At 72.2% G+C, this 15,899-nt stretch carries 14 protein-coding genes; 7 read left to right on the top strand and 7 right to left on the bottom strand.

The features are described from left to right. The first annotated feature begins 15 nt into the window (after positions 1–15). Positions 16–2,238: a beta-glucosidase gene (locus ACPPVS_RS01090; protein ID WP_426594078.1), complete on the top strand. Its 2,223-nt coding sequence runs from the start codon at positions 16–18 to the stop codon at positions 2,236–2,238. Positions 2,239–2,277: 39 nt separating this feature from the next. Here the strand turns inward: ACPPVS_RS01090 and ACPPVS_RS01085 are convergent, their stop codons facing one another. Beyond that, a complete protein-coding gene (locus ACPPVS_RS01085) occupies positions 2,278–2,910 on the bottom strand; it encodes a TetR/AcrR family transcriptional regulator (RefSeq protein ID WP_426594077.1) in 633 nt (210 codons plus the stop codon). Between the two features lie 188 nt (positions 2,911–3,098). Here ACPPVS_RS01085 and ACPPVS_RS01080 point away from each other — a divergent pair, with 188 nt between their 5' ends. Continuing rightward, positions 3,099–4,871 (top strand): glycoside hydrolase family 3 protein, encoded by a 1,773-nt coding sequence (locus ACPPVS_RS01080; protein ID WP_426594076.1) that lies wholly within the window; start codon positions 3,099–3,101, stop codon positions 4,869–4,871. A 143-nt stretch (positions 4,872–5,014) separates the two neighbouring features. On the opposite strand, the gene clpB is transcribed toward ACPPVS_RS01080, so the two are convergent. From clpB to ACPPVS_RS01065, 3 genes are all read right to left on the bottom strand, one after another. Beyond that, positions 5,015–7,609, bottom strand: a complete 2,595-nt coding sequence (gene clpB, locus ACPPVS_RS01075) for an ATP-dependent chaperone ClpB (protein ID WP_426594075.1) — start codon at positions 7,607–7,609, stop codon at positions 5,015–5,017. Positions 7,610–7,685: 76 nt separating this feature from the next. Beyond that, entirely contained in the window at positions 7,686–8,171 is a 486-nt protein-coding gene (locus tag ACPPVS_RS01070; RefSeq protein ID WP_426594074.1) for a hypothetical protein, read from the bottom strand. Further along, a complete protein-coding gene (locus tag ACPPVS_RS01065; protein WP_426594073.1) occupies positions 8,168–8,680 on the bottom strand; it encodes an RNA polymerase sigma factor in 513 nt (170 codons plus the stop codon). Before ACPPVS_RS01065 ends, ACPPVS_RS01070 begins: the two co-directional genes overlap by 4 nt. A 53-nt stretch (positions 8,681–8,733) precedes the next feature. Here ACPPVS_RS01065 and ACPPVS_RS01060 point away from each other — a divergent pair, with 53 nt between their 5' ends. Both ACPPVS_RS01060 and ACPPVS_RS01055 read left to right on the top strand, forming a co-directional pair. Next, a complete protein-coding gene (locus ACPPVS_RS01060) occupies positions 8,734–9,687 on the top strand; it encodes an alpha/beta hydrolase (RefSeq protein WP_426594072.1) in 954 nt (317 codons plus the stop codon). After that, complete coding sequence (locus ACPPVS_RS01055; protein WP_426594071.1) at positions 9,684–10,631, top strand: YhjD/YihY/BrkB family envelope integrity protein; 948 nt, start codon at positions 9,684–9,686, stop codon at positions 10,629–10,631. Before ACPPVS_RS01060 ends, ACPPVS_RS01055 begins: the two co-directional genes overlap by 4 nt. A gap of 48 nt (positions 10,632–10,679) precedes the next feature. Here the strand turns inward: ACPPVS_RS01055 and ACPPVS_RS01050 are convergent, their stop codons facing one another. Beyond that, positions 10,680–11,969 carry an ion channel protein gene (locus tag ACPPVS_RS01050; protein ID WP_426594070.1) on the bottom strand — a complete coding sequence of 430 codons (1,290 nt, stop codon included), beginning with the start codon at positions 11,967–11,969 and terminating at the stop codon, positions 10,680–10,682. 70 nt (positions 11,970–12,039) lie between these two features. Then, the gene (locus tag ACPPVS_RS01045; protein ID WP_426594069.1) at positions 12,040–13,020 is read right to left on the bottom strand and encodes a cation diffusion facilitator family transporter; all 981 of its coding nucleotides are present in this window, start codon (positions 13,018–13,020) and stop codon (positions 12,040–12,042) included. A gap of 108 nt (positions 13,021–13,128) precedes the next feature. Here ACPPVS_RS01045 and ACPPVS_RS01040 point away from each other — a divergent pair, with 108 nt between their 5' ends. From ACPPVS_RS01040 to ACPPVS_RS01030, 3 genes are read left to right on the top strand one after another with little or no spacing between them, the layout of a single operon-like run. Then, entirely contained in the window at positions 13,129–13,911 is a 783-nt protein-coding gene (locus ACPPVS_RS01040; protein WP_426594068.1) for a VOC family protein, read from the top strand. Positions 13,912–13,920: 9 nt separating this feature from the next. Continuing rightward, on the top strand, positions 13,921–14,634 hold the full coding sequence (trmB, locus tag ACPPVS_RS01035) for a tRNA (guanosine(46)-N7)-methyltransferase TrmB (RefSeq protein WP_426594067.1): 714 nt from the start codon (positions 13,921–13,923) through the stop codon (positions 14,632–14,634). After that, entirely contained in the window at positions 14,631–15,368 is a 738-nt protein-coding gene (locus tag ACPPVS_RS01030) for a LysR substrate-binding domain-containing protein (RefSeq protein WP_426594066.1), read from the top strand. Before trmB ends, ACPPVS_RS01030 begins: the two co-directional genes overlap by 4 nt. A 62-nt stretch (positions 15,369–15,430) precedes the next feature. On the opposite strand, the gene ACPPVS_RS01025 is transcribed toward ACPPVS_RS01030, so the two are convergent. Next, positions 15,431–15,853, bottom strand: coding sequence for a DUF5997 family protein (locus ACPPVS_RS01025; RefSeq protein WP_426594065.1), 423 nt, complete (start codon positions 15,851–15,853; stop codon positions 15,431–15,433). Between the last annotated feature and the right edge of the window lie 46 nt (positions 15,854–15,899).

Below are 15,899 nucleotides of genomic sequence, written 5' to 3'. Positions count from 1 at the left end.
AAGGAGACCCCCGCGATGACGCAGGTTTTCGATGTCGAGCACGTCCTGGCCGAGCTGACCCTGGAGGAGAAGGCGTCGCTGACGTCGGGCGCCGACTTCTGGCACACCCAGGCGGTCGAACGCGCGGGCGTCCCCGGCGTGATGGTCAGTGACGGCCCGCACGGGCTGCGCAAGCAGGCCGAGGCCGCCGACCACCTGGGCATGGGGAGCTCGGTGCCCGCCACCTGCTTTCCCACCGCGGCCGCGCTCGGCTCGTCGTGGGACGTCGACCTGGCGCACCGGGTGGGCGAGGCGCTCGGCCGCGAGACCCGCGCCAACGACGTCGCCGTGCTGCTGGGCCCCGGCGTGAACATCAAGCGCACCCCCCTGTGCGGCCGCAACTTCGAGTACGTCTCCGAGGACCCGGTGGTCGCCGGCGAGCTCGGTACGGCGATCGTGCGCGGCATCCAGAGCCAGGGCGTCGGCACGTCGCTCAAGCACTTCGCGGCGAACAACCAGGAGACCGACCGCATGCGCGTCTCGGCCGACGTCGACGAGCGCACGCTGCGGGAGATCTACCTGCCCGCGTTCGAGCGGGTGGTCCGAGACGCGCAGCCGTGGACCGTGATGTGCGCCTACAACAAGGTGAACGGCACCTACGCGTCCGAGCACCACTGGCTGCTCACCGAGCTGCTGCGGGACGAGTGGGCGTTCGACGGCCTCGTCGTGTCCGACTGGGGCGCCGTGCACGACCGGGTGCCCGCCCTCGCGGCCGGGCTGGACCTGCAGATGCCGGCCTCCGGCGCGGGTTCCGACGAAGCCGTCGTGGCCGCCGTCCGGGACGGCTCGCTCGACGAGGCGGTGCTCGACGTGGCCGTCCGCCGCGTGCTGCGACTCGTGCAGCGCTCCCAGCCGGGGCTGGCCGAGGCGGTGACCTTCGACGTCGATGCGCACCACGCGCTCGCCCGGGAGGCCGCCGCCGCCGGGTCGGTCCTGCTCAAGAACGACCCGGTCGGTGGCGCCCCCCTGCTGCCACTGACCGGGTCCTTTGCCGTCGTCGGCGAGTTCGCCCGGACGCCGCGCTACCAGGGCGCCGGCTCGTCGCAGGTGAACCCGACCCGGCTCGACGACGCGCTGACGGCCCTGGGAGACGTCGCGTTCGCGCCCGGCTTCACCATCGCGGGCGGTCCGGAGGGGGCCGACGACGCGCTCCTGGCCGGTGCCGTCGAGCTCGCACGGACCGCCGAGACCGTGGTGGTCTTCCTCGGCCTGCCCGGACCGGACGAGTCCGAGGGCTACGACCGCCCCCGGCTCGGCCTGCCCGACAACCAGGTCGCGGCGCTGCGTGCGATCGCGGCCGTCAACCCCCGGATCGTCGTCGTCCTGGCCAACGGGTCGGCCGTCGCGGTGAGCGACTGGCAGGACCTTGCGCCCGCGATCCTCGAGACGTGGCTGGGCGGCCAGGCCGGCGGCTCGGCGGTCGCCGACCTGCTGCTCGGCACGCGCAGCCCGTCGGGCAAGCTCACGGAGACGGTGCCGCACCGGCTCGAGGACACCCCGGCGTTCGGCAACTTCCCGGGCGAGCTCGGGCACGTACGCTACGGCGAAGGCGTGCTCGTGGGCTACCGCTGGTACGACACCCGCGCGATGGACGTGGCGTTCCCCTTCGGGCACGGGCTGTCGTACACGACATTCGCCTACGACGACATCGTCGCCACCGAGGCGTCGGTCTCCGTACGCGTGACCAACACGGGAACCCGGGCCGGCGCCGAGGTGGTCCAGGTCTACGTCCGCGACCCCGAGGCCTCGGTGCTGCGGCCGACCCGCGAGCTGAAGGCCTTCGGCAAGGTCGCGCTGGAGCCCGGCGAGTCCCGCACGCTGACGTTCGAGCTGACTCGTCGCGACCTGTCCTACTGGCACACCGGACTGCACCGGTGGGTGGTCGAGGGCGGCGAGTTCGTCGTCGAGGTGGGCGCCTCGTCGCGGGACATCCGGGGCTCCGTGTCGATCCAGGTCGAGGGCGACCCGCTGTGGGGCGCGCTGACGTCCATGTCGACGATCGGCGAGTGGTTCGCGCACCCCGTCGGCGGGCCGCTGCTGCAGAGCATGCTGACCATGCCCGCCGACATGCCGCCGCTGGACGACTCGACGCGGGCGATGCTCGGGTCGATGCCCGCCAAGGTCCTGGTGACGTTCGGCATGACGGACTTCACGCTGGCCGACCTGGACGCGTTGGTGGCCAAGGTCGCCACCGCCTGACCAGTGCCCGGGCCGGGCGGGCTGGGCACCCGGGCGAGGTCAGCGCGGGGCCGCCGACGGGCTGACCATCGCTGTGATCTGCTGGCGGAGCGCGTCGGCCATGTCGACGCGGGAGTCCGGGGTGTCGACGTCCATCAGGAACTGGACCTGCAGGCCGTCCATCACCGCCACCATCAGGCGTGCGGCGGTCGCGGGGTCGACCCCCTCGTGGAGCCGGCCCTCGTCCCGCCACCGCTCGAACCCCTCGACCGCGCCGGCGATGATCAGCCGGTAGCGGTCCTGGAAGTAGCGGTGCGCGGGGTGCTGCGGCGAGGTTGCCTCGGCCGACAGCGTGGCGAACAGCTCGACGATGCCGGGACGCGCGGCGTTGCGCTCGACGATGCGGACGAGGGCGTCGAAGAACTCGTACCCGGCGTCGAGGTCGGCCTGGTATGCGGCGCCGTCGATCTCGTCGCGACGCACGAGCACCGCCTCCAGCAGGGCGGCCTTGCTCGGGAAGTGGTGCAGCAGCCCGGGGTGCGAGATGCCCACCCGTGCGGAGACCTCGCGCAGCGACGCGGTGTGGTAGCCCACCTCCCCGAACAGCTGCATCGCCGAGTCGAGGATCTCCTCGCGCGTGGCCCGACCCTTGGCGTAGCCGCCTCGGGGATGCGGGGGGACGGTCGTCGTCATGGGCTCAGGATGGCACCTTTTGATGAATTCCGACCAGGTGGTAACTTTTCCTCACGCGCGGTCGGTATTCACTGCCGAACCGACCTGCGGTCCGACACCGGGGTCGGCGCACGGCCCTCGCGGGCCGGTGGCCGCCCTTGCACGACCCGGCAGGTGCTCGTCCACCGCATCAAGGGAGTCCGCTGACCATGGCCACCACCGACGAGACCTACCTCGACCCCGCCCGCAGCGTCGACGACCGGGTGGAGGACCTCCTGGGGCGCATGACGCTGGAGGAGAAGGCCGGGCAGCTGTTCCACGCGATGATCACGATCGGCGAGGGCGGCGCGCTGGCCGGCGCGGACAACATGTTCGGTACGCCGTCGACCGACGAGTACCTCAACACCTTGCACCTGACCCACGTCAACGTGCTGAGCGTCCCCGACGACCCACGCCAGATGGCCCGCTGGCACAACCTGCTGCAGGAGCTGGCTGCGCGCACCCGCCTGGGCATCCCGGTGACCATCGCGACCGACCCCCGGCACGCGTTCACGGACAACCCCGCGGCGGCCCTGCTCTCCGGTCCGTTCAGCCAGTGGCCCGAGACCCTCGGGCTCGCGGCGACCCGCGACGAGGCGCTGATGGAGCAGCACGCCGACATCGCCCGTCAGGAGTACCTCGCGGTGGGGCTGCGCACGGCGCTGCACCCACAGGTGGACCTGGCCACCGAGCCACGCTGGGCGCGGGCCAACGGCACGTTCGGTGAGGACGCCGACCTGACCGGCCGCATGGGCGCCGCGTACGTCCACGGCTTCCAGGGCACGGGCAAGATCGTGGGCGGCGAGTTCGGGCCGGACAGCGTCTCGACGATGACCAAGCACTTCCCCGGCGGCGGCCCGCAGAAGGACGGCGAGGACCCGCACTTCGCCTACGGGCGCGAGCAGGTCTATCCCGGTGGACGGTTCGACGAGCACCTGGCGCCGTTCCGGAAGCTGCTCGAGGCCGGCACGCGGCAGATGATGCCGTACTACGGCATGCCGGTTGGCCTCGAGGGGATCCCCGAGGTCGGCTTCGGGTTCAACAAGCCGATCATCCAGGGTCTGGTGCGCGACGAGCTCGGGTTCGACGGGATCGTCTGCACCGACTGGGGCCTGGTCAGCGACGCCGAGATCTTCGGCGCCGCGTTCCCCGCCCGCGCGTGGGGCGTCGAGGACCTGTCGGTGCAGGACCGCGTCGCCATGATCCTCGACGCCGGCGTCGACCAGCTCGGTGGCGAGTCCTGCCCGGAGGTGGTCGTCGAGCTCGTCCGGCAGGGGCGCGTCTCCGAGGAGCGCATCGACGCGTCCGTGCGTCGGCTGCTGCGCGAGAAGTTCGTGCTCGGGCTCTTCGACGAGCGGCGCTACGTGGATGTCGAGGCCGCCGCGGCCGTCGTCGGGAAGCCGTCGTTCGTCGCCGCCGGCCTGGCCGCGCAGGCAGCGAGCATCACCGTGCTGACCAACGACGGCGTCCTGCCGCTGCCGGCCGGCCGGCGGATCTACGGCGAGGGCGTCGACGTCTCGTCGTACGGGACCGCGGTGAGCGATCCCGCGCAGGCGGACGTCGCGATCCTGCGGCTCAAGGCGCCGTGGGAGCAGCGCTCGAACGGGTTCGAGGCGTTCTTCCACACGGGCTCGCTCGACTTCCCGGCCGACGAGGTGGCACGCATCCAGGCGATCTGCGCCCAGGTGCCGACGATCGTCGAGGTGTACCTGGACCGGCCCGCGATCCTCACGCCGTTCGTCGACGCCGCCGCGGCCCTCGTGGTCGACTTCGGGGCCGCCGACGCTCCCCTGCTCGAGGCGCTCGGCACTCCCGGCGTCGCCCGCGGACGCCTGCCGTTCGACCTGCCGCGCTCGATGGCCGCCGTCGAGGCGTCCCGCGAGGACGTGCCGTTCGACACCGCGGACCCGCTGTTCCGGTTCGGGCACGGCCTGAGCCTCTGAGCGCACACCCCTCCGTCGTCGCGCTTCGCAGGCATCGGACGCACGAGAGCCCGGCCCTCGTCAGGGGGGCCGGGCTCTCGTGCGATCAGCGTGAGGTTAACCCACGTCCCGGCGTCCTCGAGCTGCGCGCCGGTGGGAGTCCGTCAGCCGTGCGCCGAGACCAGGAGCCCCTGCTCACCGCGCTCGACCACCACCGTGTCGCCATCGGCGATCTCACCTGCGAGCAGCCGCTTGGCCAGCCGGTCGCCGATCTCGCGCTGCACCAGCCGGCGCAGCGGGCGGGCGCCGTAGGCGGGGTCGTAGCCCTCGAGCGCGAGCCACTCGGCGGCCGCGGGCGACACGTCGAGCGTCAGCCGGCGGTCCGCCAGCCGCTTCGCCAAGGACGCCACCTGCAGACCCACGATGTACCCGATCTCGTCGAGCGACAGCGGGTCGAACAGGACGACGTCGTCGAGCCTGTTGAGCAGCTCCGGCTTGAACGCGGCACGCACGGCCCCCATCACGGCGTCGCGCTTGTCGCGCTCGGACAGCAACGGGTCCACCAGGTACTGCGAGCCCAGGTTCGACGTCATCACCAGGATCACGTTGCGGAAGTCGACCGTCCGCCCCTGACCGTCGGTCAGGCGCCCGTCGTCGAGCACCTGCAGCAGAAGGTCGAACACCTCGGGATGGGCCTTCTCGACCTCGTCGAGAAGCACCACCGAGTACGGGCGGCGCCGGACGGACTCGGTGAGCTGACCGCCTTCCTCGTACCCGACGTAGCCCGGAGGGGCGCCGACGAGCCGGGCCACCGAGTGCTTCTCGGAGTACTCCGACATGTCGATGCGGACCATGGCGCGCTCGTCGTCGAACAGGAAGTCCGCGAGCGCCTTGGCCAGCTCCGTCTTGCCGACGCCGGTCGGCCCGAGGAACAGGAAGCTGCCCGTGGGCCGGTCCGGGTCGGAGATGCCCGCGCGGGCGCGGCGGACGGCGTCCGACACCGCAGCGACGGCCGTCTTCTGGCCGATCAGCCGCTCGCCCAGCACCTCCTCCATGCGCAGGAGCTTGGCCTGCTCGGCCTCCAGCAGCCGGCCCGCGGGGATGCCGGTCCACTGCGCCACCACGTCCGCGACCTCGTCGGGACCCACCCGGTCCGCGATCATCGGCGGCCCGGAGTCGACGAGCTCCTCGGCCTCCTCGGACGCCTCGGCCGCGCTGATCTGCTCCTGCAGCGCGGGGATCTCGCCGTACTGGATGCGCGCGGCACCGGACAGGTCCCCCTCGCGCAGCAGCCGCTCGGCGTCCGAGCGCAACGAGTCCAGCTTCGCCTTGAGGTCGCCGACGAGGTTGTGGCCCGCCTTCTCCTTCTCCCACCGAGCGGTCAGCGACGCGAGGTCCTCGCGCCGGTCGGCCAGGTCCTTGCGCAGCCGTGCGAGCCGGTCCTTGGACGCGGGGTCGTCGGACTCGGACAGGACGACCTCCTCCATCTCGAGCCGTGTGACGGCGCGCTGCAGCTCGTCCACCTCGATGGGCGACGAGTCCAGCTCCATCCGCAGCCGCGAGGCGGCCTCGTCCACGAGGTCGATGGCCTTGTCCGGGAGCTGGCGACCGCTGATGTACCGGTCGGACAGGGTGGCGGCCGCGACGAGCGCCGAGTCGGCGATCGTGACCTTGTGGTGCGCCTCGTAGCGCTCCTTGAGCCCACGCAGGATGGCGACCGTGTCCTCCACCGAAGGCTCGCCGACGAACACCTGCTGGAACCGACGCTCGAGGGCGGGATCCTTCTCGATGCGCTCGCGGTACTCGTCGAGCGTGGTCGCACCGACGAGGCGGAGCTCGCCGCGCGCCAGCATCGGCTTGAGCATGTTGCCCGCGTCCATGGCACCCTCGCCGCCCGCGCCCGCGCCGACGACCGTGTGGATCTCGTCGATGAACGTGACGACCTCGCCGTTGGACCCGGTGATCTCCTCGAGGACCGCCTTCAGGCGCTCCTCGAACTCACCGCGGTACTTGGCCCCGGCCACCATCGCGGCCAGGTCGAGCGAGACCAGCTTCTTGCCGCGCAGGCTCTCGGGCACGTCGCCGGCGACGATCCGCTGGGCCAGCCCCTCCACGACGGCCGTCTTGCCGACGCCCGGCTCGCCGATCAGCACGGGGTTGTTCTTGGTGCGGCGCGACAGCACCTGCACGACGCGGCGGATCTCGGCGTCGCGCCCGATGACCGGGTCGAGCTTGCCGTCCCGCGCCAGCTGCGTCAGGTCGACGCCGTACTTCTCCAGGGCCTTGTAGGTGCCCTCGGGGTTCGGGGTGGTGACGCGTGCCGAGCCGCGCACGGTCGGGAGCGCTGCCGCGAGCGCCTCGCGGGACGCACCCTGTGCCCTGAGGGCGTCGGCGACGCCGGACTGGCCGGCGGCCAGACCGAGCAGCAGGTGCTCGGTGGAGACGAAGTCGTCGCCCAGGGCCCGCGCCTCGGACGAGGCGGCCTCCAGCGCCGTGCTCATGGCGCGCGACGCGGACGGCTGCGCCATCGAGGCGCCGCTGGCGGTGGGCAGGCCGACGAGCATGGCGCGCACGGACCGGCCGAGCACGGCACGGTCGGCGCCGACCGCGTCGAGCAGCCCGTTGGCCACGCCGCCCTGCTGCGCGAGCAACGCGGCGAGCAGGTGCACGGGCTCCAGCTGCGGGTTGCCGGCAGCCGAGGCGGCCTGGATGGCGTCGCCCAGGGCCTCCTGGGAACGGGTGGTGAACTTGGCGTCCACATGACCTCCTGATGAGTCGAGACGTCCCTAGCAACCACGAGCAAAGTTGAGTCTATTCCGCTCAACTCTGCGATGCCTACGGGCGGAGGGTTCCCCACGCGTCGACATCCGCACCGTCGGCCTTGGACTTCTGCCAGGCGAGGTAGTCCGCCGAGTACGCGTCGAGCTCCTCCAGGGTGTCGAAGGCGCGCGTCGCGTGCAGGTCGTGCTCGGTGTCCGCGTCGGTGGTGGTGAACGTGCCCTTGCCGGCCCGGGTGAGCTCCACCAGGTCATCCTGCGTGATCCGGCGGCCCTGGTAGAGGACGTCAAGGGTGTCGGAGTCGACCACCACCGAGTCGCTGCTGCCGCGGTGGGTCGCCGTCACCGTGATCGCGACGGCCGCGGCCAGCCCGGCGACCACCAGGACGAACACCAGCACTGCGGCGACGAGCAGCCCGCGCGTCGGCGGGGTCGTCGCGCGAGCCGGCTTGGGCGGGTCGGCGAGCATCGTGTCCATCAGCTGCCGGCGCAGGACCGCGGTCCGGTCGACCGTCAGCTCGCTCGTCTCGGGCAGGTCGATCATGACGCGACCACCGGCTCCTCCAGCGGTCCGCGGGTGCGGTCAAGCGACCAGCGCACCGAGGAGGCCTGCACGCCGAGCACGTCCGCGATCTGCTCGTCGGACAGGCCACCGAACGCGTGCAGCTCGAGGATCTCGCGGTGCCGTCCGCGCACGTGCGCGATCCGGCGCAGGACGTCGCGCATGGCGACCTCGTCCGCCTCGGGAGGGCGTCGTTGCGTGGGGATCAGCCGACGCCCCCGCGGTAGGCAGGCCGTGGCCAGGCTCAGCAGCACGGGCAGCGCGTCGTCACCGAGCGGTGTGATCTCGTCGCGCCGCCGCCACGCCTGCAGGAACGCCTCGGTCAGCAGGTCCTCCGCGGCGACGCGCGACCCGGTCAGCCGGAAGCAGTAGCGGTGGACCGCCCGGTGGTGACGGTCGAACAGCGTCCCGAACGCGGGCGCGTCGTCTCGATCCTCCGACAACCAGAGGTCTCGATCGGTGCGCGCGTCCACACCGGTTGTGATCGGCACGGACCGCCCGCGATGTGAGGCAGTTCACGCGAACGACGTGGCACGATCACGCCATGACCATGCAGGAGCGCCCTGACGTCCTCGGCGCCGGCTGGACGGCCCGCACCCTCGAGCTGCGGCCCGACGGTCGCACGCCCGGGCCGCTCGCCACCCTCGTCCACCACACCCCCGCCGGGGCTGCACCGCGTCGCGCGGTCCTGTACGTGCACGGCTTCGTCGACTACTTCTTCCACACCGGGTTCGCCGAGGCGCTCGCCGAGGCGGACTGGGACCTGTTCGCACTCGACCTGCGCGACTTCGGCCGGTCTATCCGGGAGGGGCGGCCCGCGAACTTCACGACGAGCCTGGCCACCTACGCCGAGGAGATCGACGCCTCGATCGCGCTGCTGCGCGCCGACCACGACCAGGTCGTGCTGCTGGGCCACTCGATGGGCGGGCTGATCACCTCGCTGTGGGCCGACGCCCGCGCGGGAACGGGTCGCATCGACGCCCTCGTGCTGAACAGCCCATGGCTGGACCTGCGCGGGAGCTGGGTCGAGCGCCGGGTGCTCACACCCGTGCTCGACGTCGTCGGCAGGCTCGCCCCGATGCTCACCGTGGCTCGACTCGGCCAGTACTACGGGGAGGCCCTGCATCGCGACACGGGCGGCGAGTGGGACTACGACCTGACCTGGAAGCCCCACCGCGGGTTCCCGGTCCGTGCCGGGCTCATCCGGACCGTCCGCCGCGGGCACAGGCGGGTGGCCCGCGGGCTGTCCATCGACGTCCCGGTGCTCGTGCTGGCCTCCGACCGCTCCGGGCCGGACGCGGCATGGCACCCCGACCTGGTCACCACCGACTCGGTGCTCGACGTCACGCAGATCCGGGAGCGCGCGCCGCTGCTCGGGCCCGACGTCACCTTCGTCGAGGTCCCGGGCGGGGCGCACGACCTCGCCCTGTCGCCCGCGCCCGCGCGCGACCTGTACACGTCGGAGGTCCTCGCGTTCCTGGCCGACAGGCTGCCGTGAGCGATCGGTACGGGCGCTGGAAGATCCGGGTCCTGCGCTTCGTCGCGCGCTGGAAGATCCGGGTCCTGCGGTACTGGGACGGCTTGCGCGGGACCCCGCTCGGCACGCTCATCGACCGGATCATCAGCGGATTCACGGCGATCGAACCGTTCGACCGCGCCATGACGCTGGCCGCGCAGGTCTTCGTCTCGATCGTGCCGATCATGATCTTCGCGGCCGCCGTGCGACCGAACGAGGACAGCTTCGGCGCCTCCATGGGCGACGCGATGGGGCTGTCCGACTCGGTCCAGGCGACCCTCGCCGGGAGCATCCCGAGCTCCGCGACGGCGGCGAGCGGGCTCGGGATCTTCGGGTTCCTCATCGCGTTCTTCAGCGCGACCGCCTACTCCCGGGCGCTCGAGCGGATGTTCCTCAAGGTCTGGGCCGTGCCCAAACCCCCGCTGCGCACGGCCTGGCGGTGGGTCGCGACGATCGCGGCGGTCCTGGTCGCGATCTCGTTCCTCGCCTTCACCGCCGCAATCCTGTCGAACACCCCGCTGAACCACCTGATCGAGTTCGTCATCCGGTTCGCCGTCTGGACCGTGGTCTGGACCTATGTGCCGTGGGTCCTGATGCGCACCAAGATCTCCCTGCGCGCGCTCGCGTTCACGGGCGCCCTCATCGCGCTGGCGCTCACGGTCCTGGCCGAGTTCGGAGCGTTCTACCTGCCGCTCGTGCTGACCAACGGTGCCGAGGAGTTCGGCGTGCTCGGGCTGGTGTTCGCCTACATCAGCTGGTTGTTCGTGCTCAGCTTCGCGATCGTCGGGGCGACCATCGTCGGGCGGGCGTGCGCGCAGGACGAGGGGATCCTCGGCCGGCTGGTGCGCGGGCCGTCCCCCGAGGACGCCAACGTGCCGAACCTCAGCGCCGATGCCTGGCGGCGCTGGGGCGGGATGGGCGACTGACCAGCACGAGTACCGGTCGCGGCGAGCCACGATCCACCCCACGGGTGATCAGACGGGCGCTCCCACCTGGGCCGGAGGCTCGGGGGCCTTCGGGGCGATCAGCTCCGGCCGGTTGGTCACCAGCAGCCACGCGACGAGGGTCGCGAGCAGGAACGCCGGCAGCAGGACCGTCTGCGGCACCACAGCAACCGCCATGAACAGGCTCAGCCACCCGTTGCGCGTGGCGGCCACGACGATGCCGGCGCTCGCGCAGCCGACGGCCAGCGGCAACGAGACGCTGGGCCACGCCTGGTGGACGGCGAACCCGAGCGCGACGCCGATGAACAGCGTCGGGAAGATGCGACCGCCGCGGAAGCCGGACGTGCCGGCCACCAGCAGCGCGAACAGCTTGATCACGGCGAACACGAGGAAGCCGGCCGCGGTCGTCGTCGCCGCGAGCCCGGGCAGCTCCTGCATCTGCTTGAGGCCCTTGAACAACGTCACCTCGCCGCCGATGGCACCCAGCACGCCGAGCAGGAGACCGCCGACGGTCAGCATGAGCACCGGGTGCTTCAGCTTCTGGAACGCGGTGTGGAAGGGCACGAACAGGTAGACCGCGACCAGACCGACCAGGGCCGCGCCGAGCGAGATCAGGATGCCCAGACCGAGGTCCTTGAGCCCGCCGTCGACGTAGGTGCCCACGTCGACGGACAGGCTGAAGTCGGTGGTCAGCTGCATCGTCGTCAAGGCACCGGTCGTGGCCGCGACGAGCGGCGGGAACAGCCGGTCCCACAGCGGGATGCGCCGGTCACCGGCGTCGAGCTCGGACAGCAGCAGGGCCGCCGCGACGGGGGTGCCGAACATCGCCCCGATCGTCCCGGCGACCGCGATGGCGAGCCAGACCGGTGCGTTGACACGGGGGAAGAGCTTCAGCCCGACCCAGACGATGATCCCGACGTTGATGCCGATGATCGGGTTCTCCGGGCCGAGGCTGACACCACCGGCGAGCATGAGGATCAGGGCGACGGCAAGCCCGGGCAGGACGATCGGCTTGAGCGGCTCGGCGACGAGCTGGATCGTCGCGGGGTCCGGCCCGGCGTGCCCGGGCGCGTACCGCACGACGAGCCCGACCAGCAGGCCCGTGACCGTGAGCATGACGATGATCCACGCCGTCGAGTACGCCTCGAAGCCGAAGAAGTCCGACAGGTCGTCCCACATCCAGCTCGACAGGTGGTCGGCGACCGCGCTGATCCCCAGCAGGGACAGCGAGCAGAAGATCCCCATCACCGCGGCGGGGATCGCCAGCTTGATCAGGCCGGAGACCGGGACGCGGAAGGGGGCCTCGTCGAGCGTGGTCACAGATCTGCTCCTCGATCGTCATGGTCGGGCGCGTGGACGACGTCCTGGTTGGTGATCCTGCCCGCCCTGGTCACGACCGGCCCCTGGGGACCAGCGCGGCGTCCTCGGGTTCGGAGAGCGACAGCAGGGCACCGACGATGTGGGGGTTCGCCGAGATCCGGCGCTCCACCGAGGCGAGCACGTGCGACGCCTCGTCCTCGGCCGGGTTGCCGACGAGATCGACGGCTCCGGTCACGAAGAGCAGCCCCGCGCCGACGTACTCCAGGCGCAGCTCGGTGACGCGGGCGACCTCGGTGAGCCGCAGGATGTCGCGCAGCGCCGCGTCCTGGAGCTCCGAGTCGGCGCTCTGGCCGACGAGGAAGCGACGGTTGCGGTCGATGAGCACGATCGCCACGACGCCGAGCAGGACGCCGACCAGAATCGACCCGATCGCGTCCGGGGTGGCCGAGCCGGTCACCTGGTGCAGCCCGATCCCCGCGAACGCGATCGCGAGGCCGACCAGCGCCGCACCGTCCTCGAAGAACACCGCCCGCACGGTCGGGTCGCTGGTGGCCAGGACGTGCTCGAACAGGTCACGGTTCCGGTCCGCGGCCGCGCGTCTCGCCTGCCGCGACGCCTGGAAGAACGACGCCCCCTCGAGCAGTGCGCTGACGCCGAGGACCGCGTAGGCGATGCCGAAGTCGGTGGCGGGCTCCGGGTTGGCGAGCTCGGAGATGCCGTGCGTGATCGAGACGCCGGCGCCCACCGCGAACAGCCCGATCGCCGCGAACAGCGACCAGACGTACACCTCGCGACCGTGGCCCAGCGGATGCGTCGGGTCCGCCGGCTTGGCGGCCCTCCGCTGCGCGATCAGCAGGAACACCTCGTTGCCGGTGTCGGCCCACGAGTGGGCGGCCTCCGCGAGCATCGACGCCGAGCCGGTGATCGCCGCCGCGACTGACTTGGCGACCGCGATCAGGATGTTGGCCACGAACGCCACGACGACGGTCATCACGCTCTCGTCCTGCGGGCCGTCGTCGTCCGCGGACGCCGGCGGTTCGCTCGAGGACATGCCCCCTGGGTAGCACACCGCGCGCGGACCTGTCTGCCGACCGGCCTGCGCCGATGCCGACAGGAACGCGCGCTGGCACCGGCCGACCCCGGGGTGTTGGGTGGATGCATGACCACCCACCGTGACGCCTGGCCGGCCGGCTCCCCTGCCTGGGCCGACATCACCGTCCCCTCGCTGGCGGTCGCACAGGACTTCTACGGACCACTCTTCGGCTGGACCTTCGAGGTGGGCGGGCCCGAGACCGGCGGGTACACGCAGGCGTTCCTCGACGGCAGACGCGTCGTCGGGCTGACGGAGCCGATGGGTCCCGCCACAGCGCAGCCGCCCGCGTGGTGCGTGTACCTGGCGACGGACGACCTCCTGGCCACGGCGTCGACGGTGCTGAAGGGCGGCGGCCGCGTGGTGCTGGCGCCGATGGCGATCCTCGGCTTCGGCACCATGGGCCTGTACGCCGACCCGACCGATGCCGTCTTCGGCCTCTGGCAGTCCGGCACCCACACCGGCTGGGACGTCGAGGAGGAGCCGGGGTCGGTGACCTGGAGCGAGGTGATGGTCCACGACCAGCCCCGCGCGCTGGCGTTCTACCGGGAGGTCTTCGGCTACTCCGTCGACGACCTGAGCGCCCCGGGGTTCACCTACTCGGCACTCTCGTTGGGCGCCGGGCCGCTCGCCGGGGTCGGTCAGTACGGTCCTGCCGCCGGGGACACAGCACCGCCCGCCTGGACCCTCTACTTCGCGGTCTCGTCGACCGACGAGGCGGCCGCCTCGATCGCGAGCCTCGGCGGGACGGTGGTCAGCCCGCCCACCGACACGCCCTTCGGTCGGATGGCCATCGCGGCCGGACCGTTCGGCGAGGTCTTCGCGGTGATGGGCCCCCGCCTCGACGCCTAGGCTCGGTGCGTGAGCCTCCCGTCCGACGCGTTCCGCCTCGAAGCCGCGCGTCCGCACGAGCCGCTGCGCACCTACCACCCGCGCCGGTCCGCGCTGGGCCCGGAGCGCGAGGAGGACCTGCGCACGCTCTTCCCGGTGCTCGGGTTCTCGGTGCACGAGGACGAGGCCTTCGACGCCGCTGCGATGTTCGGCCGGACGGCTCCCCTGGTCCTGGAGATCGGCTCCGGAATGGGCGAGACGACGGCAGCGATGGCCGCCGCGGACCCGTCCCGTGACTACATCGCCGTCGAGGCGCACCTGCCGGGCGTCGCGTCGCTGCTCGGGCTCGTGAACCGGGCGGGGCTCACCAACGTCCGGGTCGGCCACGGGGACGCGCTCGACCTGGTCCGGCGGTCCATCCCCACCGACGCCCTCGACGCGATCCACGTCTTCTTCCCCGACCCGTGGCCGAAGGCCCGCCACCACAAGCGGCGGCTCGTCCAGCCGTCGCACGTGGCGCTGCTGCGCTCGCGGCTCGCGGTGGGCGGGGTGCTGCACTGCGCGACCGACTGGGTCGACTACGCGGACGCGATGCTGGAGGCCCTGTCGGCGGACCCGTTCCTGGCGAACACGGCCGACGCGTTCGTCGACCGCCCCGCGCACCGACCCGTCACCAAGTTCGAGCAGCGCGGCCTCGACCTCGGGCACGAGGTCCGCGACCTGGTGTTCCGGCGGGTCCGATGACGGCCGCCACGAACCCACGCGCCGTCTTCCGGATCGCCCTGGTGCCCGGTGTGAACCCCGACCGCTGGCTGCGCGTCTGGCAGGAGCGGCTGGTCGACGTGCCGGTCGAGCTGGTGCACAGCTCACCGGCGGAAGCGCTCGCGCACCTGCGGGCCGGGTCCGCCGACGTGGCGCTCGCCCGCCTGCCCGTCGCCGGCGACGAGCTGTCCGTCATCCCGCTCTACACGGAGGCCACGGTCGTCGTCGTGCCCAAGGACCACCTCGTCACGGCCGCCGACGACGAGATCGACGCCGCCGACCTGGCCGACGAGACCCTGATCGTCCCCCTCGACGACACGCTCGTCTGGGCCGACCCGCCGGGTGAGCGGTTCGCCGGTGGCGTCGTCGAGACGACCGCGGACGCGGTCGACCTGGTCGCCGCGGGCGTCGGCGTGCTGGTGGTGCCGCAGTCGATCTCTCGGCTGCACCAGCGTCGCGGCCTGACGGTGCGCACCGTCCGCGACGCCCCTGGCTCCGCGGTCGGCCTCGCCTGGGTGACCGACCGCTACGACGACCTGACCGAGGAGTTCATCGGGATCGTCCGCGGACGCACCGCGTCCTCGAGCCGGGGCCGCGGCGCCCCACCGGCGGAACCGACGCCGAAGGCCAAGCGGCCGCACCCGCCGCGCTCGTCGTCGAAACCGCGCGCAGCGACCAAGGGCAAGCCACCACCGAAGCCGCGCCGCCCCCGCTGACGTTCATCAGACCGGCCGAGCCGCACCATGGCAAGGGTCGACCGCGCGGACGGGTCCCGGCGTCAGGACTTGGACTTGTCCGCGGCCGCTGCCGACGCCGCTGCGGCGCGACGGTCGGCCTCGCGGGACTCCTGGCGACGCTCCTCGCGACGAACCTCGGCGGCGATCTCCCGCTCGCGGACCAGCCACGACGGCGGGTCGGCCTGCAGGGCGTCGATCTCGGCGGTCGTGAGCGGGTCGCTGATGCCGCCGCGGGCGAGCCCGGAGATCGAGATGCGCAACCGGCCGGCGACGACGGACCGCGGGTGCGGACCGTCGCGACGGAGGTCGACCAGCCACTGCGGCGGGTTGCGCTGCAGCTCGGTCAGCTCGTCGCGCGTGACGGTCCCTTCCTGGAACTCCGGCGGCGTCGCCGGCAGGTACACGTCGAGCTTGGCGGCGGCGGTCGACGCCTTCATCTCCTGGGACTTCTTGGGCGGTGTCACAAGGGCAAGGGTAGGCGCAGCACCACCCCGGGACGTCGCGGAGTCC

The organism is Cellulomonas sp. McL0617 (assembly GCF_049994875.1).
Taxonomy (GTDB): domain Bacteria; phylum Actinomycetota; class Actinomycetes; order Actinomycetales; family Cellulomonadaceae; genus Cellulomonas.
The sequence above is the reverse complement of the archived record's forward strand: the minus strand, read 5'-3'. Positions and strand labels throughout refer to the sequence as shown.

What these genes read in the sequence shown, in the direction of transcription:
- ACPPVS_RS01090 (WP_426594078.1), top strand. Translation starts at nt 16, where the DNA reads ATGACGCAGGTTTTCGATGTCGAGCACGTCCTGGCCGAGCTGACCCTG.
- ACPPVS_RS01085 (WP_426594077.1), bottom strand. Translation starts at nt 2,910, where the DNA reads ATGACGACGACCGTCCCCCCGCATCCCCGAGGCGGCTACGCCAAGGGT.
- ACPPVS_RS01080 (WP_426594076.1), top strand. Translation starts at nt 3,099, where the DNA reads ATGGCCACCACCGACGAGACCTACCTCGACCCCGCCCGCAGCGTCGAC.
- ACPPVS_RS01070 (WP_426594074.1), bottom strand. Translation starts at nt 8,171, where the DNA reads ATGATCGACCTGCCCGAGACGAGCGAGCTGACGGTCGACCGGACCGCG.
- ACPPVS_RS01060 (WP_426594072.1), top strand. Translation starts at nt 8,734, where the DNA reads ATGACCATGCAGGAGCGCCCTGACGTCCTCGGCGCCGGCTGGACGGCC.
- ACPPVS_RS01045 (WP_426594069.1), bottom strand. Translation starts at nt 13,020, where the DNA reads ATGTCCTCGAGCGAACCGCCGGCGTCCGCGGACGACGACGGCCCGCAG.
- ACPPVS_RS01040 (WP_426594068.1), top strand. Translation starts at nt 13,129, where the DNA reads ATGACCACCCACCGTGACGCCTGGCCGGCCGGCTCCCCTGCCTGGGCC.
- ACPPVS_RS01030 (WP_426594066.1), top strand. Translation starts at nt 14,631, where the DNA reads ATGACGGCCGCCACGAACCCACGCGCCGTCTTCCGGATCGCCCTGGTG.